Origin of the sequence: Pseudomonas triclosanedens (genome assembly GCF_026686735.1) — a bacterium.
Taxonomy (GTDB): Bacteria; Pseudomonadota; Gammaproteobacteria; order Pseudomonadales; family Pseudomonadaceae; genus Pseudomonas; species Pseudomonas triclosanedens.
On sequence record NZ_CP113432.1, the window covers coordinates 3,456,701 to 3,479,803 of the forward strand.

General features: G+C 63.0%; 25 protein-coding genes. 15 read left to right on the top strand and 10 right to left on the bottom strand.

Translation table 11 applies throughout. The features are described 5' to 3' along the window. Nucleotides 1-32 precede the first annotated feature (32 nt). Both OU419_RS15800 and OU419_RS15805 read left to right on the top strand, forming a co-directional pair. A complete protein-coding gene (locus OU419_RS15800; RefSeq protein WP_254473891.1) occupies nt 33-1,808 on the top strand; it encodes an acyl-CoA dehydrogenase C-terminal domain-containing protein in 1,776 nt (591 codons plus the stop codon). A gap of 117 nt (nt 1,809-1,925) precedes the next feature. Then, entirely contained in the window at nt 1,926-2,552 is a 627-nt protein-coding gene (locus OU419_RS15805; protein WP_254473889.1) for a class I SAM-dependent DNA methyltransferase, read from the top strand. A gap of 252 nt (nt 2,553-2,804) precedes the next feature. On the opposite strand, the gene OU419_RS15810 is transcribed toward OU419_RS15805, so the two are convergent. Further along, nucleotides 2,805-3,833 carry an ABC transporter substrate-binding protein gene (locus OU419_RS15810; protein ID WP_254473888.1) on the bottom strand — a complete coding sequence of 343 codons (1,029 nt, stop codon included), beginning with the start codon at nt 3,831-3,833 and terminating at the stop codon, nt 2,805-2,807. An 84-nt stretch (nt 3,834-3,917) separates the two neighbouring features. Then, nucleotides 3,918-4,691: a class II aldolase/adducin family protein gene (locus OU419_RS15815; RefSeq protein WP_254473887.1), complete on the bottom strand. Its 774-nt coding sequence runs from the start codon at nt 4,689-4,691 to the stop codon at nt 3,918-3,920. 165 nt (nt 4,692-4,856) lie between these two features. Here OU419_RS15815 and OU419_RS15820 point away from each other — a divergent pair, with 165 nt between their 5' ends. Continuing rightward, nucleotides 4,857-6,257: an aminotransferase-like domain-containing protein gene (locus OU419_RS15820; protein ID WP_254473886.1), complete on the top strand. Its 1,401-nt coding sequence runs from the start codon at nt 4,857-4,859 to the stop codon at nt 6,255-6,257. Nucleotides 6,258-6,344: 87 nt separating this feature from the next. Then, nucleotides 6,345-7,046, top strand: a complete 702-nt coding sequence (locus OU419_RS15825; protein ID WP_254473885.1) for a YebC/PmpR family DNA-binding transcriptional regulator — start codon at nt 6,345-6,347, stop codon at nt 7,044-7,046. 216 nt (nt 7,047-7,262) lie between these two features. Here the strand turns inward: OU419_RS15825 and OU419_RS15830 are convergent, their stop codons facing one another. Beyond that, complete coding sequence (locus tag OU419_RS15830; protein ID WP_254473884.1) at nt 7,263-8,159, bottom strand: LysR family transcriptional regulator; 897 nt, start codon at nt 8,157-8,159, stop codon at nt 7,263-7,265. Between the two features lie 260 nt (nt 8,160-8,419). On the opposite strand from OU419_RS15830, the gene OU419_RS15835 reads away from it, so the two are divergent. The 4 genes from OU419_RS15835 to OU419_RS15850 all read left to right on the top strand — a co-directional run bounded on the left by OU419_RS15835 (nt 8,420) and on the right by OU419_RS15850 (nt 12,562). Beyond that, nucleotides 8,420-9,928, top strand: coding sequence for a CoA-acylating methylmalonate-semialdehyde dehydrogenase (locus OU419_RS15835; protein ID WP_254473883.1), 1,509 nt, complete (start codon nt 8,420-8,422; stop codon nt 9,926-9,928). Between the two features lie 132 nt (nt 9,929-10,060). Continuing rightward, nucleotides 10,061-10,936, top strand: coding sequence for a 3-hydroxyisobutyrate dehydrogenase (mmsB, locus tag OU419_RS15840; protein ID WP_254473882.1), 876 nt, complete (start codon nt 10,061-10,063; stop codon nt 10,934-10,936). 121 nt (nt 10,937-11,057) lie between these two features. Then, the gene (locus tag OU419_RS15845; RefSeq protein WP_254473880.1) at nt 11,058-11,978 is read left to right on the top strand and encodes a bestrophin family protein; all 921 of its coding nucleotides are present in this window, start codon (nt 11,058-11,060) and stop codon (nt 11,976-11,978) included. A 17-nt stretch (nt 11,979-11,995) separates the two neighbouring features. Then, nucleotides 11,996-12,562 carry a flavin reductase family protein gene (locus tag OU419_RS15850; protein WP_254473878.1) on the top strand — a complete coding sequence of 189 codons (567 nt, stop codon included), beginning with the start codon at nt 11,996-11,998 and terminating at the stop codon, nt 12,560-12,562. 10 nt (nt 12,563-12,572) lie between these two features. Here the strand turns inward: OU419_RS15850 and OU419_RS15855 are convergent, their stop codons facing one another. Both OU419_RS15855 and OU419_RS15860 read right to left on the bottom strand, forming a co-directional pair. Continuing rightward, a complete protein-coding gene (locus OU419_RS15855; protein ID WP_254473876.1) occupies nt 12,573-13,934 on the bottom strand; it encodes a CoA transferase in 1,362 nt (453 codons plus the stop codon). 225 nt (nt 13,935-14,159) lie between these two features. Then, on the bottom strand, nt 14,160-14,696 hold the full coding sequence (locus tag OU419_RS15860) for a hypothetical protein (protein ID WP_254473874.1): 537 nt from the start codon (nt 14,694-14,696) through the stop codon (nt 14,160-14,162). A gap of 41 nt (nt 14,697-14,737) precedes the next feature. Here OU419_RS15860 and OU419_RS15865 point away from each other — a divergent pair, with 41 nt between their 5' ends. Further along, nucleotides 14,738-15,043: a transcriptional regulator gene (locus tag OU419_RS15865; RefSeq protein ID WP_254473872.1), complete on the top strand. Its 306-nt coding sequence runs from the start codon at nt 14,738-14,740 to the stop codon at nt 15,041-15,043. 99 nt (nt 15,044-15,142) lie between these two features. After that, nucleotides 15,143-15,328, top strand: coding sequence for a hypothetical protein (locus OU419_RS15870; protein ID WP_254473870.1), 186 nt, complete (start codon nt 15,143-15,145; stop codon nt 15,326-15,328). A gap of 4 nt (nt 15,329-15,332) precedes the next feature. On the opposite strand, the gene OU419_RS15875 is transcribed toward OU419_RS15870, so the two are convergent. Next, nucleotides 15,333-15,677: a hypothetical protein gene (locus OU419_RS15875; protein ID WP_254473868.1), complete on the bottom strand. Its 345-nt coding sequence runs from the start codon at nt 15,675-15,677 to the stop codon at nt 15,333-15,335. Nucleotides 15,678-15,816: 139 nt separating this feature from the next. On the opposite strand from OU419_RS15875, the gene OU419_RS15880 reads away from it, so the two are divergent. Both OU419_RS15880 and OU419_RS15885 read left to right on the top strand, forming a co-directional pair. Continuing rightward, the gene (locus OU419_RS15880) at nt 15,817-16,524 is read left to right on the top strand and encodes an endonuclease I family protein (RefSeq protein WP_302329029.1); all 708 of its coding nucleotides are present in this window, start codon (nt 15,817-15,819) and stop codon (nt 16,522-16,524) included. A gap of 84 nt (nt 16,525-16,608) precedes the next feature. After that, on the top strand, nt 16,609-17,115 hold the full coding sequence (locus OU419_RS15885) for a DUF1993 domain-containing protein (protein WP_254473866.1): 507 nt from the start codon (nt 16,609-16,611) through the stop codon (nt 17,113-17,115). A gap of 44 nt (nt 17,116-17,159) precedes the next feature. Here OU419_RS15885 and OU419_RS15890 read toward each other — a convergent pair whose 3' ends face one another. Beyond that, nucleotides 17,160-17,633, bottom strand: coding sequence for an Lrp/AsnC family transcriptional regulator (locus tag OU419_RS15890; protein ID WP_254473863.1), 474 nt, complete (start codon nt 17,631-17,633; stop codon nt 17,160-17,162). 132 nt (nt 17,634-17,765) lie between these two features. Between OU419_RS15890 and OU419_RS15895 the strand changes: the two genes are divergently transcribed. Both OU419_RS15895 and OU419_RS15900 read left to right on the top strand, forming a co-directional pair. After that, nucleotides 17,766-18,104, top strand: coding sequence for a hypothetical protein (locus OU419_RS15895; protein WP_254473861.1), 339 nt, complete (start codon nt 17,766-17,768; stop codon nt 18,102-18,104). 99 nt (nt 18,105-18,203) lie between these two features. Next, on the top strand, nt 18,204-19,205 hold the full coding sequence (locus tag OU419_RS15900; protein ID WP_254473859.1) for a bile acid:sodium symporter family protein: 1,002 nt from the start codon (nt 18,204-18,206) through the stop codon (nt 19,203-19,205). 63 nt (nt 19,206-19,268) lie between these two features. Here the strand turns inward: OU419_RS15900 and gorA are convergent, their stop codons facing one another. Further along, nucleotides 19,269-20,627, bottom strand: a complete 1,359-nt coding sequence (gorA, locus tag OU419_RS15905; protein ID WP_254473857.1) for a glutathione-disulfide reductase — start codon at nt 20,625-20,627, stop codon at nt 19,269-19,271. Nucleotides 20,628-20,710: 83 nt separating this feature from the next. On the opposite strand from gorA, the gene OU419_RS15910 reads away from it, so the two are divergent. Next, nucleotides 20,711-21,142 (top strand): VOC family protein, encoded by a 432-nt coding sequence (locus OU419_RS15910; RefSeq protein ID WP_254473855.1) that lies wholly within the window; start codon nt 20,711-20,713, stop codon nt 21,140-21,142. Between the two features lie 96 nt (nt 21,143-21,238). Here the strand turns inward: OU419_RS15910 and galU are convergent, their stop codons facing one another. Together galU and OU419_RS15920 are read right to left on the bottom strand one after the other, a co-directional pair. Further along, nucleotides 21,239-22,078, bottom strand: coding sequence for a UTP--glucose-1-phosphate uridylyltransferase GalU (galU, locus tag OU419_RS15915; protein WP_254473853.1), 840 nt, complete (start codon nt 22,076-22,078; stop codon nt 21,239-21,241). Between the two features lie 200 nt (nt 22,079-22,278). Further along, complete coding sequence (locus tag OU419_RS15920) at nt 22,279-22,635, bottom strand: LexA family protein (RefSeq protein ID WP_254473851.1); 357 nt, start codon at nt 22,633-22,635, stop codon at nt 22,279-22,281. Between the last annotated feature and the right edge of the window lie 468 nt (nt 22,636-23,103).

Genomic DNA, 23,103 nt, shown 5'->3' on the forward strand with positions numbered 1-23,103 from the left:
CTCTCTCGCGAGGGAGAGCGCCGGAGTTCCACATGCCTGAATACAACGCTCCCCTGCGCGACATGCGCTTCCTGCTCACCGAAGTGTTCGACGCTCCCGCCCTGTGGGCGCGGCTGCCGGCGCTGGCCGAGCGCATCGACGCCGAGACCGCCGACGCCATCCTGGAAGAAGCGGCGAAGATCACCGGCAGCCTGCTTGCCCCGCTCAACCGCAGCGGCGACGAAGAAGGCGTTCACTTCAGCGACGGCGAAGTGCGCACGCCAGCCGGTTTCCGCGAAGCCTATGCGACCTACGCCGAAGGCGGCTGGGTCGGCCTGGCAGGCAACCCGGAATATGGCGGCATGGGTATGCCGAAAATGCTCTCGGTGCAGTTCGAGGAAATGATGTACGGCGCCAATGCCAGCTTCAGCCTCTACTCCACCCTCTCCGCCGGCGCCTGCCTCGCGCTCGACGCCCACGCCAGCGAAGCGCTCAAGTCCGCCTACCTGCCGAAAATGTATGCGGGGGAATGGGCCGGTTCGATGTGCCTGACCGAACCCCACGCGGGCACGGACCTCGGGCTGATCCGCACACGCGCCGAGCCACATGCCGATGGCAGCTACCGCATCACCGGCACCAAGATCTTCATCACCGGCGGCGAGCAGGACCTCACCGACAACATCATCCACCTGGTGCTGGCCAAGCTGCCCGACGCACCATCCGGCTCGCGCGGCATCTCGCTGTTTCTGGTGCCCAAGTACCTGGTCGCTGCCGATGGATCGCTCGGCGCACGCAACGCCGTGGCCTGCGGTTCGGTCGAGCACAAGATGGGGATCAAGGCGTCGGCCACCTGCGTGATGAACTTCGACGGCGCCACCGGCTGGCTGGTCGGCGAGCTGAACAAGGGACTGGCGGCGATGTTCACCATGATGAACTACGAGCGCCTGTCCATCGGCATCCAGGGCATCGGCTGCGCCGAGATGTCCTACCAGAGTGCCGTGGGCTACGCTCGTGAGCGCCTGCAAAGCCGCTCAGCGACCGGCCCGCAAGCGAAGGACAAGCCGGCCGATCCGATCATCGTGCACCCCGACGTGCGCCGCATGCTGCTGACCATCAAAGCTCTGACCGAAGGCGGCCGGGCATTTTCCACGTACGTGGGCCAGCAGCTCGATCTCGCCAAGTACGCCGACGACCCGGCCGAGCGTGATGCCGCGCAGGCTCTGGTGGCGTTGCTGACGCCCATCGCCAAGGCATTCTTCACCGATACCGGCCTGGAAAGCTGCGTGCATGGCCAGCAGGTATTCGGCGGACACGGCTTCATCCGCGAATGGGGCCAGGAGCAACTGGTGCGCGACGTGCGCATCGCGCAGATCTACGAAGGCACCAATGGCATCCAGGCCCTGGACCTGCTGGGGCGCAAGGTAGTCGCCAACGGCGGCGCGTCCCTGCGCCTGTTCGCCGGCGAAATCCGCGCGTTCGCCGCCAGCGTCGACGACGCAGCCATGCAGCCCTTCCGCGAGCCGCTGCTGAATGCGCTCGATCTGCTCGAATCGGTCACCGCGCAGGTTCGCGAACAGGCCGCCAGCAGTCCGCAGGAAATCGGAGCGGCATCGGTGGAGTACCTGCATCTGTTCGGTTACACCGCCTATGCCTATCTGTGGGCGCGCATGGCGCGGGCCAGCCTGGGCAAGGACGACGATTTCCACGCCGGGAAACTGGCTACCGCCCGCTTCTACTTCGCACGCCTGCTGCCGCGCATCGAGTCGCTGGCAAGTGCAATCCGTGCGGGTAGCGATAGTCTGTTCGAGCTTCGCGCCGATCAGTTCTGATTCCTGTTGAGTGTGACTGCGCGGCCAGCCCAACCCGGGCTGCGCCGCTTTTTTTTGCCCTGCTATCGGGGCGCTGCGTCGTAGAATGGCGGGACCGGATCGATCTGCGGACCCACCATGAGCCTCGACGACCAGACCCTGCGCGACATTTCCCGGCTGACCCTGGAGCACTACCAGGCCACCGCCGATGCCTTCCGCGAAGGCACCTGGGAACATGACGTGAGCCAGAACATCGACGCCCTGCTGCGGCATATTCAAACGCCCCCGCCCCATGCGTTGCTCGATTTCGGCTGCGGTCCGGGGCGAGACCTCTGCGTCTTCAAATCGATGGGGCACCAGCCGGTCGGCCTGGACGGTTGCCCGAACTTCGTCGCGATGGCCCGCCAGGCCAGCGGCTGCGAGGTACTGCAACAGGACTTCCTGGCGCTGGAGCTGCCTACGGCGCGCTTCGATGGCATTTATGCCAATGCCAGCCTGTTCCACATCCCACGCCAGGAGCTGCCCCGGGTGCTGGCGCAGTTGCACCTGGCACTCAGGCCCGGAGGCGTGCTGTTCGCCTCCAACCCACGGGGCGAAAACTCCGAAGGCTGGAACGGCCCACGCTATGGGGCATACCACGACTGGGAGCACTGGAAGCAACTGCTGGAAACCGCCGGCTTCGAGGCACTGGAACACTACTACCGCCCCGCCGGGCTCCCCCGCGAGCAGCAGCCGTGGCTGGCGAGCGTCTGGCGCAAGGCCTGATCGCGCCGGTCTGGCTGGTGTATCGCAGGGAAGCCCGGTGCCGGCGCAACGCGGAATCGTCTGTACGGACTCGCCTTCCGGTGCGATACCCCATCAACACCGGTGAATGCCTCTCACCCACCCCCACGAACCTGCCACTCCGGCACCCCGGCGAGTCTGGCTTGTACCGGCCTAACCTAGGAGGAACTGGCTTCGTCCACGAGTCTCGATCAAGCCCGGTACGAGCGGAATCGCCCGCACCGTGGCGCAGGATCAGCTCTTCGCCGCCCAGGCATTGAAGCGCTGTTCCAGGTCTTCGCCGTGGTCGACCCAGAACGAGAAGTCCACCGGCACGGCCTGCCGAAGGTTCGCTGGCGCGGTGTTCAGGCGCTCCACCAGCGCCGGGTCGAGCAGTTCGGTGGTGCCCAGGTTGACCGAGCCGTAGCCTAGCTTCACGGTATGAATCTTCTGCTGCCCCGGCTTGAGCGAGAAAGCGATGAAGTCTTCCGCAGCCTGTTTGTTGCGGCTACCCCTGGGGATCGCCCAGGAGTCGATGGCGTAGAGACTGTCGCTCCACACAACCTTCATCGGCGCACCCTCCTCCTGCGCGGCGAACACTCGGCCGTTGTAGGCGGTGCTCATCACCACATCGCCACTGGCGAGGAACTGCATGGGCTGCGCGCCGGACTCCCACCACTGGATCGACGACTTGATCTGGTCGAGCTTGCGAAACGCGCGATCCACGCCCTCCGGGGTCGCCAGAACCTTGTACAGGTCTTGCTTGTTCACGCCGTCGGCCAACAACGCGATCTCCAGCGTGTACTTGGCGCCCTTGCGCAGCGAGCGCTTGCCGGGAAATTTCTGCGTATCCCAGAAATCGGCCCAGCCAGTCGGCGCGCTGGACAGACGCCTGGCGTCGTAGGCCATCGCCATCGACCATACCAGCAAGCCCGCGCCACAATCGGAAAGCGTGCCCGGCACATAGTTCTCGGCCTTGCCCAGGCGGCTGCTGTCGAGTGGTTCGAACAGGCCGTCCTCGCAGCCACGCAGCAACTCCGGCCCCTCCACCTGCACCACGTCCCAACTGACGCTGCCGGTATCGACCATCGCCTTGATCTTGCCCATCTCTCCGTTGTACTCGCCGGCGATTACCCGGTTACCCGATATTTTTTCGAAGGGTTTGTAGAAAGCTTCGGTCTGCACATCCTTGCTGGTGCCGCCGAAGGAGATCACGGTCAGGTCGGCGGCCATGACGCCGGATGCGATGCCCATGAGCAGCGCGCCCAGAATAGGGTTCTTCATTTCCACCTCTTGGCTTTGTTGTTGGCAGATTGTTCAAGCACGCAGGCGCCCGGCCTCTGCGGGCCGGAGCACGATGACGGAAGATCAGCTGCGGTAGTCGGCCTCGCCCTCGGCGATCAGGCGCAGCGCAGACTCCCAGGCCAGCAGATGCAGGCCGCCGGCGAGCGCTTCCTCTTCCTGCACGGCAACCCGCTCGCATACCGCTTGCGGCGGGTAGCGCAGTTGGCGACCGCCAGCCAGGGCGTGAACCTGCGCCTGGCAGGCACGCTCCAGGAAGTAGATCTGGTTGAAGGCTTCGGCGATGCAACCGCCGGCGGCCAGCAGGCCGTGGTTACGCAGGATCATTGCCATGTTCGTGCCCAGGTCGCGGACCAGGCGCGAGCGCTCGTCCGGGTCCAGGGCGATGCCTTCGTAGTCGTGGTAGCTAAGGCGGTTGTAGAACTTCAGCGCGTGCTGGCTGATCGGCAGAAGACCGTCTTCCTGGGCTGACACGGCGATGCCGGCGGCGGTATGGGTATGGATCACGCAGGCAACGTCCGGGCGTGCCGCATGTACGGCCGAGTGGATGTTGAAGCCGGCGCGGTTGACGCTGTCGGGACCGAAGCGCGGGTCGATGACATCACCCGCATGGTCGACCTTCACCAGATCGGAGGCACGCATTTCGTGGAACAGCACACCATAGCGGTTGATCAGGTAGTGGCCCGGCTCGCCCGGCACGCGGGCGGAGATGTGCGTGTCGATGTGGTCGGTCCAGCGGAAATGCGCGATAAGCCGATACAACGCGGCCAGGTCGCAACGCGCCTGCCACTCCTGAGCGGAAATACGGGAAGGATCGATGTTGTAAGCTGTGTCGCGCATGGCAGTTCCTTGTAATCAGGCTCGTGCGGCTGAACACCGCACCTGGCGACCGATACTGCGTGCGGGCCGCGTCCCGCGCCATGCACAGTGGCGATGGACTGCCTGCAATGCTGTTATGGTCGCAAGGCCAGTACAGTTCCCACTTTCCTGTTGCCGGACCTTCGGATGCTGTTGCTCGACCCCACTTCGAACATTCCCCTGGTCACCCAGATAGTCGATGGCATCGCCCATGCCATCGACGAACAGCGCCTGCGCCCCGGTGCCAAGCTGCCATCGATCCGCAAGTTCGCGCAGACCCACGGTGTCAGCCACTTCACCGCCGTCGAAGCCTACGACCGCCTGGTGGCGCGCGGTTGCCTGAACGCCGTACCCAACGCCGGGTTCTTCGTGCGCGGCCAGGTACTCGATGACAGCCTCGGCGATCAAGCGCCGCCGGAGTTCGACTTCGACGCGCACCTGCTGTTGCACAAGGTGTTCCAGCCGCTGGGCATGGAACTGCGCCCCGGCGTCGGCCTGTTGCCGGAGCACTGGCTCGATGGCGAAGGCCTGCTGCGTGGGCTGCGCAGCCTGGCGCGGGAAGAACCGAGCCAGTTTGGCAACTACGGCCACAGCAAGGGCAACCCCCGCCTGCGCGGCAAGCTCGCCGACCGCCTGGCCGATGCGGGCGTCAGCGCCAGCCCTGAACAGGTTCTGCTGACCAGCGGCGCCAGCCAGGCGCTGGATCTGGTCAGCCGCTATCTCGTCCAACGCGGCGACCCTGTGCTGGTAGACGAACCGGGCTACCACAACCTGTTCCTCAACCTGCGCCTGCAAGGCGCACAGTTGCTCGGTGTGCCGCGCAGCTCCGATGGGCTGGACCTGGATCGCCTGGAGCAACTGGCCCGCGAACATCGGCCCAAGGTTTACTTCACCCAGGCGCGGTTGCAGAGTCCAACGGGCGGCAGCCTGTCGCTGGCAGCCAGCCACCGCCTGCTGCAACTGGCTGAGAAATACGATTTCCTGATCGTCGAGAATGACATCTACGCCGACCTCGACCCCGCTGGGCAACTGCTGTTGGCCAACCTCGACCAGCTATCCCGGGTGATCTATATCGGCAGCCTGTCCAAGGTCATCGCTCCGGCGCTGCGCACCGGCTTTATCGCCGCACATCCGGAACTGATCGAGGAACTGGTGCCGCTGAAGATGGTAAGCGGCCTGACCAGCTCCGAACTGACCGAAACCCTGGCCCTGGACATCCTCCTGCAAGGACGTCACCGCAAGCATGTGCGCCAGTTGCGCGACCAGTTGAGCGAAGCCCATGACAGTGTGGCGCGACGCCTCGAGGCCGTCGGAATGGAGGTTTTCCATGAACCGCGTGCCGGCCTGTTCCTCTGGGCCCGCCACCGCGCGGTGGACGACGCCACCCTGCTCGCCAGCCGGGCCAAGGAAGCGAAGATCCTGCTGTTTCCCGGTCAGTTGTTCATGCCCGATGGACGCAGCGTCCCGTGGATGCGTTTCAACGTCGCCCACTCGCTGGATGAGCGCCTGTACGCCTTCCTTGGCCGGCAGGGTGAAACGTCGGCCTGATGCCTCGGCGGTCCGCCAGATATCGCCAGCCGCCGCCCGAGGCCGTAGACTTGCCGCCCATCAGTAACCGCCAGCCAAGAGATCACTATGGGCGCCCAGTGGAAAGCCAAACATAAAGAAGCCGCAGCCAATGCCAAGGGCCGCGTGTTCGGCAAGCTGTCGAAGGAAATCATGATCGCCGCGCGCGCTGGCGCCGACCCCGACATGAACCCGAAGCTGCGTCTGGTCGTCGAGCAGGCCAAAAAGGCCTCGATGCCTCGCGACACCCTGGAGCGCGCGATCAAGAAAGGCGCCGGCCTGCTGGACGGCGGCGCGAGCTTCGAGCGTGTCGTCTATGAAGGTTTCGCCCCGCACCGCGTGCCGGTGATCGTCGAATGCCTGACCGACAACGTGAACCGTACCGTCGCGGAGATCCGTGTGCTGTTCCGCAAGGGCCAGCTCGGCGCATCCGGCTCGGTCGCCTGGGACTTCGATTACCTGGGCATGATCGAGGCCACTCCGGCCAGTGCGGATGCCGATCCGGAGCTGGCTGCCATCGAAGCGGGCGCCCAGGACTTCGAAGCCGGCGAGGAAGATGGCGACACCCTGTTCCTCACCGACTCCACCGACCTCGACGCTGTCTGCCGCGCCCTGCCGGAGCACGGTTTCACCGTGGCCTCGGCGAAGCTGGGCTACAAGGCAAAGAACCCGGTCAGCCTGTCCGGTGCCGAGCTGGAGGAAGTCGAGGCCTTCCTCGACGCGCTGGATGGCAACGACGACGTGCAGAACCTTTACGTCGGCCTGGCGTAACGAGAAGGGATGGACTTCGTCCGTCTTTGCGAAAAAACCGCTCCAGCGAATGCCCGAAGCGCCGGGCGCCGCAGGAGCGGGCCTTGCAAGTGACCGGCGAGCGGGCGCCCCTCCAGACGATGCAGCGTAACGCGGCCAGCGCCCGGGCTCTCCCACTCGTACGCCTCAGCTTCCGCAGAGCTGCTTTGCCGGATGAGTCATGTCGATTCATGCGCGCTATGCGTTCCTGCCCATCAATACATCCTGGCTAGCCTCCGCCTTCTCCCGCAGGAAGTCCCAGGTGGTGCGCATCCGCGCGATGTCCTTCAGCTCCGTCGGCATCAACATCCAGAAAGTCCGCACGAACTCGATCTCACCCGCCAGCACCGGCTGCAGCGATGGGTCTTCGGCGGCGGCGAACGCCGGCAGGATCGCCAGCCCGGCCCCCTCCGCCACCGCGCGCTGCTGGGCCAGGATGCTGGTGCAGCGCAGCGCCATATGCAGCGGCCGGCCGATCTCGTCGAGGTATTGCAACTCCTTGCTGTACAGCAGATCGTCGACGTACCCCACCAGCGCGTGCTCGCGCAGGTCGTCGCGATTACGGATCGGCCCGCGCTCGGCCAGATATTCCTTGGCGGCGTACAGGCGCAGCACATAGTCGGTCAGCCGGGTGATGAGGTACGGGCCGCGACCCGGCCTCTCCAGGGTGATGACGATGTCCGCTTCATGACGCGACAACTGCAGCGCGCGCGGCACCGCCAGCAGGTCCAGGCCCAGGTGTGGATGACGCTGATTGAGTTCTACCAGTTGCGAGGTCAGCAAGGTCGAGCCGTAGCCCTCGGTGGCACCGATGCGCACCTTGCCCGAGAGGTTGTCCTCCGCGCCAGCCAGGCGCTTCTCGATGACCTTGCAGGCACTTTCCATCGCCTCGGCCTGGGGCAGCAGACCGTGGCCCGCCTCGGTCAGCCGGTAGCCACCCGGCTCGCGTACCAGCAACTGCGCACCGATGCTCTTTTCCAGCGCCTGCAACCGGCGGGCGACGGTGGTGTGGTCTACCCCCAGGCGCCGGGCGGCGACGGTCAGCTTGCCGGCACGGGAGAGTTCGAGAAAGAAACGCAGGTTGTCCCAGTCCATGATTGCTTCGCGTATTCCCTGGTGTGCAAATTTGCAGACCATGCTTGCACATCACCGCATTGAGTTCATCAAAAATGCACTGCTAGGATCGACCCGGACAACAAGAAAGCCACAGAGCCTGTTTACGGTCTGCGAGCCAGGGCAGAACAGGGTTGAAAGCGGCATGGGCGCAACGCTCCATCGTATTCCCGAGTCGCTTCACCCCAGTGATGCCGGTACGCAGTCGAGCGTAAGCCCGCTCTCCGACTGGGAGACCCCCGATGACCGCCACTGCCGCCCCGACCGTCAAACTGTTTCTCGATGGCAAGCCCGTCGAGTCCACCACCACCGAATGGCGCGATGTGATCAACCCCGCCACCCAGGAAGTCCTGGCCCGCGTGCCCTTCGCGACGCCCGAGGAAGTCGAGCGAGCCGTGGCCAGCGCCAAGGCTTCGTTCAAGAGCTGGAAGAAAACACCCATCGGCGCCCGCGCACGCATCTTCCTGAAGTACCAGCAACTGATTCGGGAGAACATGAAGGAACTGGCGGCCATCCTCACCGCCGAACAGGGCAAGACCCTGCCTGACGCCGAAGGCGACGTGTTCCGCGGCCTGGAAGTGGTCGAGCACGCGGCGGGCATCGGCAACCTGCAACTGGGCGAGCTGGCCAACAACGTGGCCGGCGGTGTCGATACCTTCACAATCCTGCAGCCCATCGGCGTGTGCGCCGGCATCACCCCCTTCAACTTCCCGGCGATGATCCCGCTGTGGATGTTCCCGATGGCCATCGCTACCGGCAATACCTTTGTCCTCAAGCCGTCCGAGCAGGACCCGATGGTTACCATGCGCCTGGTTGAACTGGCCCATGAGGCGGGCGTACCGCCGGGCGTGCTCAACGTGATCCACGGCGGCCCGGATGTGGTGAATGCGATCTGCGACCACCCGGATATCAAGGCGGTCTCGTTCGTCGGCTCGACCCGCGTGGGCACCCACGTCTATAACCGCGCCTCGCTGGCCGGCAAGCGCGTGCAGTGCATGATGGGCGCGAAGAACCACGCCGTGGTGCTGCCCGATGCCAACAAGGAGCAGACCCTCAACGCACTTGCCGGCGCGGCCTTCGGCGCTGCCGGACAACGCTGCATGGCGGTATCGGTGGCGGTCCTGGTGGGCGAAGCCAGCGGCTGGATTCCCGACCTCGTGGCCAAGGCGCGGACGCTCAAGGTCAGCGGCGGCACCGAAAACGGCACCGATGTCGGCCCGCTGGTTTCCTGCGCCGCCCTGGACCGCGTCAGCGGCCTGATCGAACGGGGCGTCAAGGAAGGCGCCACGCTGGAGCTGGACGGTCGCAACCCGCAAGTACCCGGCTACGACAAGGGTAACTTCGTCGGCCCGACCGTGTTCTCCGGCGTCACCCCGGACATGACCATCTACCGCGAGGAAATTTTCGGCCCGGTGCTCTGCATCGTCTCGGTAAAGACCTTCGACGAAGCCATCGAGCTGATCAACGCCAATCCCAATGGCAACGGTACGGCGCTGTTCACCCGCTCCGGCGCCGCGGCGCGGCATTTCAAGGAAGAGATCGATGTAGGCCAGGTAGGGATCAACGTGCCGATTCCGGTACCGGTGCCACTGTTCTCCTTCACTGGTTCGCGCGGCTCCAAGCTGGGCGACCTCGGCCCGTACGGCAAACAGGTGGTGCAGTTCTATACGCAGACCAAGACTGTCACCGAGCGCTGGTTCGACGAAAACGAAGTCGGCGGCGCCGTGAACACCACCATCAACCTCAAGTAAGAACTGCCCGCCCGTTCGCCCCAAGCCGCCCCGGACCCTGGCATGGATGCAGTCCGGACGCGGTGCCACGCGGGCGGGCACCCTTTCCGGCCTTCCCCGAACTCAGGCGGACAATAAGAAGAGGACAACCCCATGCGCATCGGTTTCATCGGACTCGGAAACATGGGTGGCCCAATGGCCGCCAACCTGCTCAAGGCCGGCTTCGACCTGAGCGTCTTCGACCTTTCCACCAAGGCGGTCGAGGCGGCGGCCGCCCTCGGCGCTCGCTCCGTCGGCTCTCCCGCCGAAATCGCCCGCGACGATGTCGAAGCGATCATCACCATGCTGCCGGCGGCGGCTCACGTGAAGCAGGTCTACCTCGGCGACGACGGCCTGCTGGCGAGCGTGCAACCCGGCGTGCTGCTGATCGACTCGTCCACCATCGACCCGCTGAACGCCCGAGAGGTTTCGGCGGTCGCCCACGCCAAGGGCAACCCGATGCTGGACGCGCCGGTTTCCGGCGGAACCGCCGGCGCCGCAGCCGGCACGCTGACCTTCATGGTTGGTGGCGAGCAGGCCGATTTCGACCGTGCTCGCCCGGTGCTGGCCGCGATGGGCAAGAACATCGTTCACTGTGGCGGCGCCGGCAATGGCCAAGTGGCCAAGGTGGCGAACAACCTGCTGCTGGGCATCTCGATGATCGGCGTGGCGGAGGCCATGTCGCTGGGTGTGAAGCTGGGCATGGATGCAGAAGTGCTGGCCGGCATCATCAACACGTCCAGTGGCCGCTGCTGGAGCTCGGAGGTGAACAACCCCCTCACCGGCGCCCCCGCCGCACGCGGCTACAGTGGTGGTTTCGGCACCGACCTGATGCTCAAGGACCTTGGCCTGGCCAGCGAAGCCGCGCGCCAGGTGCGCCAACCGGTACTGCTCGGTGCGCTGGCGCAGCAACTGTTCCAGACCTTCAGCAATCAGGGCAACGGACAACTGGACTTCTCGGCCATCGTGAAGCTCTACCAGCAGGACTGAACACCCACAGGGGCGGATCGCGCATCCGCCCCGCGGATCCACTGCCACCCCGTCGAACGCCCACGGCAGGGACCGTCCATCTCGGCTATCATGCGCGCTCCGCCCCACCGGAAGCCCCCGCATGATCGTTCGCCCGCAAACCCCGACACTCTGGGTCCTGCTGTTCTCGCTCAAGGGGTCGATCATCCCCGCCATCTGGCGCAAGGTGCTCTATACGGTCCTGCTCAGTTCGCTGGTGGTGGCCACCCACGGCACGCTCTACCACTACAAGGTAGTCATCACCTCCACGCCATTCACTCTCTGGGGCCTGACGCTGGCGATCTTCCTGGGCTTTCGCAACAACGTCGCCTACCAGCGTTTCTGGGAGGCGCGCACCCTGTGGGGTGAGTTGCTGATCGTCACCCGCAACCTGGCGCGACAGACACAGTCGCTACTTCCGGCGCTGGACCCGCACGCACGCCGCCAACTCTGCGATTCGCTCATTGCCTTCCCCTACGCCCTGCGCGACCAGTTGCGCGGCATGCCGCAGAGCGAGGATGTGCGCCGACTTGTCGGCGCCGACGAGGCCGCCGCCCTGGCATCCACGCCCAATCCGCCGAACGCGCTGCTGACCAGGCTCGCCCGCCGCTTCGCCGAGCGGGCGCGAGAAGCCGGCGCGAGCGACATCCTGCAGTCCAGCATCGACCAGCAGATGACCCGGCTGTCCTACGTGCTGGGCGGGTGCGAGCGTATCAAGGGCACGCCGATCCCCTACCCCTACATTCTGATGCTGCACCGCATCGTCCATGTCTACTGCTTCCTGCTGCCGTTCTGCCTGGTCGACAGCATTGGCTGGTTCACGCCGCTGGCGGTATGCGTGCTGGCCTACACCTTCTTCGGTCTGGACGCTCTGGGTGACCAGATCGCCGACCCGTTCGATACCCAGCCCAACGATTTGCCGCTGGACGCCATGAGCCGCGGCATGGAGATCACCGTACTGGAAATCCTCGGTGAATCGCCATTGCCGGAACCGCTGAAACCGGTCGATGGCCTGCTGCTCTGAACCTGCAAGGAGCCTCGATGAACCACCTCAAAGACGTACCGCTGGCCAAGGCCTACCTGCTGCTCAACCACGGGCCAAGCACCATAGTTACTTGCGAGCATGACGGCGTGGCGAACGTAATGGCCGCCGCCTGGGTCATGCCGCTGGACTTCGATCCGCCGAAGCTTCTGCTGGTGCTCGACCGCAACACCTGGTCGCGCCATCTGGTGGAAGGTTCGGGCACCTTCGTCATCCAGTTGCCATCGCGCCAGCAGGCGGAGTTGACCCTGGCGGTCGGCTCGTGCAACGGCGGCGAAACAGACAAATTCGAGCGCTACGGAATTGCCACGTCCCGCGCACGCCATGTCGAGGCGCCGGTGGTGGATGGCTGCGTGGCCTATCTGGAGTGCCGGGTGGTCGAGGAGCCTCACAACCAGCAGTCCTACGACCTTTTCATCGCCGAAGTCGTGGCCGCCTATGCCGACGAACGCGCCTTCTCCAATGGCCGCTGGCACTTCCCGAACGACGACTTGCGCACCATCCACTACCAGGCTGGCGGCGCATTCTTCGCCACCGGCGAGGCGTTCCAGGTCGCGCGGGACTGAACCTGCCTTGCTACCACAAGGCCAGTGACGAGCCCAGTTCCGTCGCTGGCAGGTCCCAGTACATCGGCGATCCGGCCAGTCTGAGCGGCGGCTGCAGCCGTCGCGCCGGGCCCCAGGGCGTCGACTCGACGCCCGGCGCGAGATCGGCAGTGCTCTCCGCCGCCAGATCGATCATGTCGGGCGCTTGCCCGCCCGCATCCACGAGCAACCGCGCGGTACGCGCCAGCGACAGACGCCAGCGGCTTCCCGCGCCGCGCAGACGACGCAGCGCCAACCCCCGCAAGGCTGCAGCGGCGAGCAGGTAGCCGGTGGCGTGATCCAGCGCCTGCACTGGCAACGGTATCGGTTTATCTTCGCCGCGCCAGTGCCGCCCGCCGTCGGCAATGCCGACGCTCATCTGCACCAGGCTGTCGAAGCCGCGTCGCGCCTGCCAGGGGCCTGACCAGCCGTAAGCGTTCAGGCTGACATCGACCAGGCCGGGCGCCAGCGCGCGGCGAACGTCTGAGCCAAACCCCAGGCGCTCCAGCGCATCGGCGCGATAGCCATGTACCAGTACATCGGCGGATGCCAGCAAGAGCAGGAATCGCTCGCGGTCATCGGGACTCCTGAGATCCAGGCGCGCGCAGCGCTTGCCCAAGGTTACCTCCGGCACCACGCCGGGCTCGTCCCAATCCGGAGGATCGATGCGCAGGACTTCCGCACCGAAGCCAGCCAGGAAACGCGTGGCGACCGGGCCGGCCAGTACTCGCGTCAGGTCAAGCACGCGAATACCCGCCAGCGGCCGCTCGCGGTGCACCGGCCACTTCGGCGAAGGCGCACCGGGGAACTCATCCCGCCATACCAGTGGCTCCGACGCAACGGCGATACCTTGCGGGTGCCGCAGCCATTCATCCTGCGACACCATGCGCGCAGCACACCCGCCAGTTGCTACCACCGCCTGCTCCAGCGCATCGGCAGACCAATCGGCGACGGCAGCCGCAACCAGGTCCCGCTCGGCCCTCACCCCCAGGATAGACAATGCCGCCGCGCGATGATGCGGCGCATTGGTATGCAGGCGAATCCAGCCATTGCTCGCTCGGTAATCACCGGCAATCGTGTCCCACATTCCTGGGGGCGCCCATCCCTGCGCACGCAGGGAGGTAGAGAACCAGAAGGATGCAAGGCGTCGATCCACCACCACGGGTGGCGAGAGCGCTGCAGAGGACTCAAGCCATTCGCTGAGCGCAAGCCCGGCCGACGCGATACTCGCCGCCGCCAGATCGCTCACCCGGAAGGCCGATGGCAAGCTTCCTTCGCCACGGAAGCCCAAATGTTGCAGACGATCCACGTCACCACCCAGTGCCGTCCAGATCGCTTCACTCAGAGCTCGCATGCCTCCTCCCCGAACGGTCTCGCAGACAAGTCTTTCACCATAGACCCAAGCGTCTACTCAGGCGAGTCCGGGCAAATTCGAGGCATAAAAAAGCCCGCTCCGATGCGGGCTTTTTCATTGGGGAGCTAATCCCTTAGCTGGATTCATACTCCCTCCGATCTTGTGAAAAAAACGTGAAAAAGCTGTCAGCAATTGCAACAAATTCCGTCATTCAACGGTATACGATCAGCTCGAATAATCCAGCGCTGTCCAGGCTCGGCTGAGGCCATCGCTGATCCGGCAGGCCGACATATCCTGGTCGTCGCCACCCGATGTCAGGCGCACCATCGAGTCGCCTTCCGCCTCGGTCAGCCACTGCAAACGGCCGCAATTGGGCGTATCGATAACGTAGCTGGCTGCAATGCTGGAACGCGCCTTGGGCAGGCGGATTGCGTCATGCACCGTGCCCCGCTCCTCGATGCGCTTGCCATCGGCGATCAGCACCGCCCAAGCCTCGTTTCCTTCGATGATCAGATAGGCGCCGTTGGCCTTGGGTACCTCGGCCTGAGGCTCGGCACAGCCCACCAGCATCGCCAGCATCGCGCACACCATAAATTTCCCCAGCATCGCTTCACGCTCCTCTTCGTCGACGAGGCCCGGCGCCGTGTAGGCGTCTGGCGGGCCTTCATGGATTCGGTCAGACAGCGAAGCAATAGTAATCACGAAACACTGTTCATACATACAGTATTTTGAGAAGATTCGATCAATGGCGACGAAAGGCACTGTAGGACGCCGAGGACGAATCCCATCTGAGGAGCAGAACGATGGTGAGTATCCACCAACTGAAGTACACCGTGAATCACATGGCCACCGAAGAAGTGCGCGAAGCCGTCGATGAGCTGCTCCTCGAAGGGCTGGTTACCGAAGGCAAGACGCCATTCAGCCGTACGCATTTCAATGTCTGCTTCGCCGAGATTGAGGCGCTGATGCAGCGCGCCGGCTATCACCGCCCGCTGGACGTGGTTGGCTACCAGGGGCAGGCCTATGCGATGTTCGATCCCAGCCGTTGGGATGCAGTGGAGGTACTGCGCTGGCTCAAGGAGTACGTCGAGGAAGCTGCAATCAATTGATCGCGCCCGCGCACTGTGCGCGGGAGCAGAGACTTGCGGAGCCACCGCTCGCGCACTAATGTCCCTGACACTTCCGCTTTCCGAATCAAGGACGATTCCATGGGCGATTCATCGAATGCCGACAGTTGGCGCTGGGCATACCGCAAGTTGCGCAGTTGGGATGTCGGTCGTATCAGTTCCGCCTTTCTCGCCACCCTCTTCCACTGGCGCGGCGACACCGGGTTGTTCTATAGCCACGGTGGATTGCGCAGATCCCGCCTGACCCGAAGCGACCGCACCGACTGAAGGCTTACGGGCCCGTTCGTGGATATACCGCGCCGTTGGGGTACGCGGTGCTTTGCCGAATGCCGCCGCCAGACTGATCGATGATCACCGTTCCGGAACGGGATTCGCCGTAGCCGCGCTGGATCTGGGTTCCGCCGTAGCCGTCATAACGCTGCCAGTTCGACGAGCCGCCGACGCTTCCGCTTGCACCGGGGCTGACATAGTTCCGCTGGATCATCGGCGGCGACTGCCGGGTCTCCCACTGTTGCGGCTGCGGCCGCGGCTGTTCCTGGGCGGAAAACTTCTGCGCTCCGGCAGGCACCGCGATCACGCAGCATAACGCTGCCAACAGGCAGCTTGGCCTTTTCATGGCCGGACCTCCAAGGCTGGCTTACAGGCAGCATACCAGTCGCTCCGAAACGCTGGAGCCTGGAATTGCCATTCGATTGCCACGATTGGCAACTCTTTTTCAATCAGTAAGATGCAACGTTTCACGTAAGTAAATTCTTATGTTTAGACGTTGCCTTTCCCTGCTCCTGCTGTTTTCCGTACCGCTGTCGGCCTCCGCCGCAGCTCCCCGTACCTTCGAAGAAGCCAAGAAAATCGGCCGAAAACTGTATGCCCGCCAATCGGTAGAGTTCTACTGCGGTTGCCGCTACAGCGGCAACAAGGTGGACCTGGCCAGTTGTGGCTACTCGCCGCGCAAGAACGCCCAACGCGCCAGCCGCATCGAGTGGGAGCATATCGTCCCGGCCTGGGTGATCGGCCATCAGCGCCAATGCTGGCAGAGCGGTGGCCGCAGCAATTGCTCGCGCAACGACCGCGTTTACCAGAAGGCGGAGGCGGACTTGCACAATCTGGTACCAAGCATCGGCGAGGTTAACGGCGACCGTGCGAACTACAGCTTCGGCTGGCTATCTCAGCCGCCGTCGCAGTACGGCGCATGTCCGATGGTGGTGGACTTCAAGGCGCGCAAGGCGATGCCACGCCCGCAGATTCGCGGGATGATCGCCCGCACCTACTTCTACATGAGCGAACGCTACGGGCTGAAGCTGTCGAAGCAGGACCAACAGTTGTTCAGCGCCTGGAGCAAGCAGTACCCGGTGGAAGCCTGGGAGCGCCAGCGCAACCAGATGGTTGGCTGCGTCATGGGTTGGGGCAACCCCCACGTCGGCGAAGTGGACAAGTCGCGTTGCCCCACCGTCGTCGGGCGCTGAAGCCAGGCGACGCCGACGCGGCTTGGCACTAGACTCCGGCAACGGCCGCCGAGGCCGTCCCACTTTTCATCTGGAGTACGTAGCATGTCCCTGTCGATCTACCAGGCTTCAATTCCGGTCTTCATTCGTATGCTTGGCAATCTGTCGGCAATCCTCGCCAAGGCCGCCGCCCACGCCGAAGCGAAGTCCATCGATCCTTCTGTCCTGATCAACGCACGCCTCGCCCCCGACATGTTCCCCCTGGCCCGTCAGGTGCAGATCGCCAGCGACTCAGCCAAGGGCTGTGGTGCTCGCCTGGCGGGAGTCGACGTACCGGGCTTCCCGGATGACGAAACCACCTTCGAGCAATTGCAGGCGCGCATCGCCAAGACCATCGAGTTCCTCAAGAGCCTCAAGGAAGACCAATTCACCGGGGCCGAGAACCGCACAATCGAACTGCAACTGCGCGGCCGCGAAGTCACCTTCAAGGGCAGCGACTTCCTGCTCGGTTTCGCCAATCCCAACTTCTACTTCCACATCACCACGGCCTACGACATCCTCCGCCACAACGGCGTCGAAGTCGGCAAGACGGACTTCCTGGGCGGCGTATGACCGCTGGCGGTGCCGGCCACACCGATTGATGCCGGCACCCTCCCTCAACCACGGGGCAACGGCAAGGTCGTCGTAGACTTTATCTCCGAGAGTGCGACGATCGAGTTGATTTCCTGGACGCCCGGCACTTGTGACAGCTTCTCGAAGAAGAAACGCTCATATGCCTCCACGTCCTCAGTGACGATGCGCAGCATGAAGTCCACCGCTCCCATGAGGACATGGCACTCCAACACTTCGGGAAACTCGCCGATGGCCTGGGCAAAATCGGTCAGATGATTTCGACCGTGGGCATTGAGCTTTACCTGGGCGAACACCTGCGTATTGAGGCCGATCTTCTTTCGATCCAGCAGCGTCACCTGCCTGCGGATCACCCCCTCGTCTTTCAGCCGCTGTATCCGTCGCCAACAGGGCGACTGTGAAAGCCCGATACGTTCGGCGATCTCCGCCGTGGAGAGCGTCGCCTCCTCCTGCAGCAAGGCAAGGATTTGCCGATCATAAGAATCCAGGGGAACGGGCATTATTTATGCTCCAAATAAAACATTTACGGAAATTCTATTCCCAAAATTCCTTTTTCCACCTTCAGATAGGCAAATAAATTCCCCGCCTGCGGAGCAAACTTTTCGTACTCCCCTCCGAAGGCAATCGCTCCCATGACCCTCCCCGCCCGCGTCGCTCCGCTCGCCGAAGAAGCCACTGCTTGCTGCCGTCCACTGCCAGCCGCCCAGGCAGTGGATGCCAGGTATCAGGTGACCACGGAAACCGATGCCGATGTGCTCTGCCGCATGCTCAACCTGTTCGCCTTGCAAGGCCAGATTCCCACGGAGGTTCTTGCGCAACGCCAGAATGACGGTCTGCGGATTCACCTTCGGCTCACCAGTCTGCCCAGGCATCGTGTAGAGCTGATCGCCGAGCGAATGCGTTCGATGGTCAACGTCTGCTCGGTCGAATTGCAGGTCAGCGAGCGGCACACTGTCCGTTCAGCGACATAAGCTGGCTCTCTCTCGTTAGCCGGAAAGCAACCTCGCCGTTAGAGTGCCGAGGTGCCGGTTTCCATCACGGCCCCCATTCCAACAAGACGAGAGATGCTCATGGCCCGCCCACGCCTGCTCCCCGACAACTTCACGCTGGCGCTGATTGCTACCGTGACAGTCGCCAGTCTCCTGCCCTGCGAGGGAACCACCGCAGTGATCTTTGGCTGGATCACCAACCTGGGCATCGCTCTGCTGTTCTTCCTGCACGGCGCCAAGCTGTCGCGTCAGGCCATCATCGCCGGTGCGACTCACTGGCGCCTGCACTTGCTGGTGTTCGCCTGCACCTTCGTGCTGTTCCCGATCCTCGGCCTGCTGCTCAAGCCGGTACTATCGCCGCTCGTCACGCCGGAGCTGTACCTGGGCATGCTCTACCTCTGCGCCCTGCCGGCCACCGTGCAGTCCTCCATCGCGTTCACCTCACTGGCACGCGGCAACGTTCCAGCAGCGATCTGCAGCGCATCCGCTTCGAGCCTGCTCGGCGTATTCCTGACGCCTCTGCTGGTCCAGTTGCTGATTGGGACCCACGGAGATACCGGCATCTCGACCCTCGATGCGATCGGCAAGATCACCCTGCAACTGCTGGTGCCCTTCATCGCGGGGCAACTTCTGCGCTCTTGGCTCGGCGCCTGGGTCGAGCGCAACAAATCGGTGCTGCGCTACGTGGACCAGGGCTCGATTCTGCTGGTGGTATATACCGCATTCAGCGCGGCAGTCATTCAGGGGCTGTGGCACCAGATTCCAATGCCGGCCCTGGCCGGACTGGTAGTCGCCTGCTGCATCCTGCTGGCGCTGGCGCTTCTGGCTACCAATCTGCTCGGACGCTACCTGGGCTTTTCCCTGGAAGATCGCATCACCATTGTCTTCTGCGGTTCGAAGAAGAGCCTGGCCACCGGCGTGCCTATGGCCTCCGTACTATTCGCCACCAGCACCGTCGGTGTAATTCTGCTGCCACTGATGTTGTTCCACCAGATACAGCTCATGGTCTGCGCGGTACTCGCCCAGCGTTATTCCCAGCGCAACGACGACTCCCAGGACAACAGTCTGGAGCGCGCCAACTGACAGTGGCCCCCAGAATCAAAAAGCCGGTGCATTGCACCGGCTTTTTGATTCCAGCCAGAAGCGTCAGGCGCCAACCGGCGTGCGCAGGGTAACGAACTCTTCGGCGGCCGTCGGGTGGATGCCGATGGTCTCGTCGAATACCTGCTTGGTTGCTCCCGCCTTAAGCGCAACGGCGATCCCCTGAAGAATCTCTCCGGCGTCAGGACCAACCATGTGACACCCCAGGACCTTGTCGCTGTCGGCATCGACAACCAGCTTCATCAGCGTCCGCTCCTGGCTCTCGGTCAGAGTCAACTTCATCGGACGGAAGCGGCTCTCGAATATCTTGACCCTATGCCCGGCGCTACGGGCCTCATCTTCGCTCAGCCCTACGGTGCCAATGTTCGGCAGGCTGAATACCGCAGTGGGGATAAGCCTGTAATCCACCGGGCGGTATTCGTCCGGACGGAACAGGTGCCGCGCCAGCGCCATGCCTTCGGCCAGGGCAACCGGGGTCAGTTGTACCCTGCCGATAACATCGCCGATGGCGTGGATGGACTGCTCGCTGGTGCGATACGTTTCGTCGACCTTGATGAAGCCACGTTCATCCAGCTCCACTGAAACACTCTCCAGCCCTAGATTATCCAGCATCGGGCGGCGACCGGTGGCGTAGAACACACAATCGGCCTCAAGCGCTCTGCCATCCCTGAGGGTGGCGGACAGAGTGCCGTCTGCCTGCTTGTCGATACGCGCAATGTCGGCATTGAACTGCAGGTTCACGCCCTTCCTGGACAGCTCGCCACGCAAGTGTTCACGAACGCTGCGGTCGAAGCCACGCAGAAAAAGTTCGCGACGATACAGCAGGGTCGTTTCCGCCCCAAGCCCGTGGAAGATCGAAGCGAACTCGACGGAAATGTAGCCACCACCCACCACCAGCACGCGGCGTGGCAGTTGATCGAGGAAGAACGCCTCGTTGGAAGTGATGGCATGCTCCTTTCCGGGGATGTCCGGCAACTGCGGCCAACCACCAGTGGCAATCAGAATATGCTTGGCCGTGAAGCGCTGTCCGTCGACCTCGACCGCATGCGCACCACGCAGTTGCGCATGGCCTTCCAGCAGCGTGACGCCGCTGTTAACCAGCAGATTGCGGTAGATGCCATTGAGACGGTGAATTTCCCGATTCTTGTTGGAGATCAGCGTCGGCCAATCGAACTTCACGTCCTCGTAAGTCCAACCGAACCCCGCCGACTGTTCGAAATCCTCATGGAAGTGAGCACCGTAGACCAGCAGCTTCTTGGGTACGCAGCCAACGTTGACGCAGGTACCCCCCAGGTAGCGGCTCTCCGCGATACCGACCTTCGCACCGAAACCTGCAGCAAAACGGGCGGCGCGCACACCGCCGGAGCCGGCACCGATTACGAACAGGTCAAAATCGAAAGACATCATGTTTCTCCGCGTAGATGTACCTGGCAGCATACTTTATACGGCCTAACGTAGCCCGCCAGGAATCGAAAGAGGTATTTGCCATGCAACCGAACCTCACCCATCTGGCCCTGCATGTTCCCGACCTGGATGCCTGCATTGCCTTCTACGAACGCTTCTGCGGCATGCGCATCATCCACCAGCGCGAAGGCAAGGGGTCACGCATCGTGTGGATGGCCGAGCCAGGCAAGGAGCACAGCTTCATTTTCGTCATCATGCCCGGCGGCGAACTACGCCACCTTGCCGACGACGACTACAGCCACTTCGGTTTCGCGGTCTCCAGCCGCGAAGAAATCGACCTCATCGCGCAGGAAGCGCGTGCAATCGGATGCCTGGTCTGGGCGCCGCGCGATGAGCCATATCCAGTTGGCTATTACTGCGGCTTACGCGACCCGGCAGGGAACTACGTGGAATTCAGCTATGGCCAGCCACTGGGGCCAGGCTCGGAGGCAATGCCGATCCCGCCATCCACGTGAAAACCTCGCTACCAGGTACCCAGATGGCCGTTATGCTGCCGGAAACGAAGAAGCCACCCGCAGGTGGCTTCTTCGTGGAACCGGTTAGGCTTGGAGTTACCAGGCCTTGCCAGTCTTGTAGAGGTGCTCGTAGCAATAGTTGGTTGCTTCGATGTAACCCTCGGCGCTACCGCAATCAAAGCGCTGGCCCTTGAATTTGTAAGCCAGTACGCAACCGTCCTGAGCCTGCTTCATCAGAGCATCGGTAATCTGGATCTCACCACCCTTGCCCGGCTCGGTTTGTTCGATCAGATCGAAGATATCGGGAGTCAGGATGTAGCGGCCAATGATCGCCAGGTTCGACGGAGCCTCTTCCGGCTTCGGCTTCTCGACCATCGTGTTCACGCGGTAGATGTCGTCACGGATCATCTCACCGGCGATGACGCCGTACTTGTTGGTCTCTTCCGGCGGCACTTCCTGAATCGCCACGATCGAGCAGCGGAACTGGTTGTACAGCTTGACCATCTGTTTCAGGACGCTGTCGCCTTCCAGGTTGAGGCACAGGTCATCAGCCAGCACCACGGCGAACGGCTCGTCGCCGATCAACGGGCGGCCGGTCAGGATGGCGTGGCCAAGACCTTTCATCTCGATCTGGCGGGTATAGGAGAAAGTGCATTCGTCGATCAGGCGACGGATGCCGACAAGGTACTTTTCCTTGTCGGTGTTGCGAATCTGGTGTTCCAGCTCATAGCTGATGTCGAAGTGGTCTTCCAGCGAACGCTTACCACGGCCGGTCACGATGCCAATCTCGGAGAGGCCGGCTTCCAGCGCCTCTTCCACCGCGTACTGGATCAGTGGTTTGTTGACCACCGGCAGCATTTCCTTGGGCATGGCCTTGGTGGCCGGGAGGAAGCGAGTGCCGTAGCCAGCGGCCGGGAACAGACATTTCTTGATCATGAGAGTCCTTCGAGAGGGACAGGGGTGCGAGTTGCGCGCAGTCTAATCAGGCTGCAGCCTCCTTACAATGCCCCGGCCTGTGGGCGATCCACACTCCTACGAACGTTTGCGAAAAAGCGACATAGGCCAGCGACAGCGTATCTGACAATCTCCGAAACGCCGAGTTCGCCACTGCTGGCAAAAAGTCAGCACGCTGCCGCTCAGGCGGACAGCATATCGATGCCCTCACCCGCCAGGCGGCGTCGCACCACTCCCCATATAGTGAGCTCATCGCCATCGCCAACCTTGATAGGCGGGAAACGATCACTCCCTGACAACAATACGTATGTGCCGTCGAGCACCGCCAGCCGCCGTATCAAGGCCCGGCCATTGAGCTCCGCAACAACGACCTCCCCCTCAACCGCCAGTTCGGAGCGATCAACCAGAAGCAAGTCATTGCGCCAAATTCCCAAGCCCGTCATTTCATCGCCATCTGCACGAACTATGTAGGTATGGGAGGGCATCCACTGGGGGTGAGCAAGTGCGGCGCCACATAGCTGTTGGTTTACCTGGTGCATGGTCCACCTCGATACTGTATATACATACAGATAACAGGTAGCCGGGCAGCTTTCAAGCTATTTCCAGGAACCTTCGACGCGTCCTCCACTCAACCGGAAGGACGCGGTGCAACACCAGGTGGTCTACCCTTACCCAGGGGCGAGGATGTTCGATATGAATCCGGGTACTTTTGTGACTCTCATGATTCTTGGTTGGTTGCTGCTGGCATTGGTGACTCTCTGGGCGATCCTGCGAGTCCCAATGCGCCGTGCGAGGCTACAGAAAACCAGGGCGAAGGCCGGCCCGACAGAACACAACGAGCCGATTACCCATTGAGAGCAATGTCTTGCAAATTGCAAGGCGGGACTCGGCGCATCGTGCAGGATGCATCGCACCCGTATCGAAAAAAATACTGCAACTAACTGATATTAAAGGAATTTAAATTTCCACCATTTTGGTACGTACTCTGCAAGTAGTAGGAAAGGATT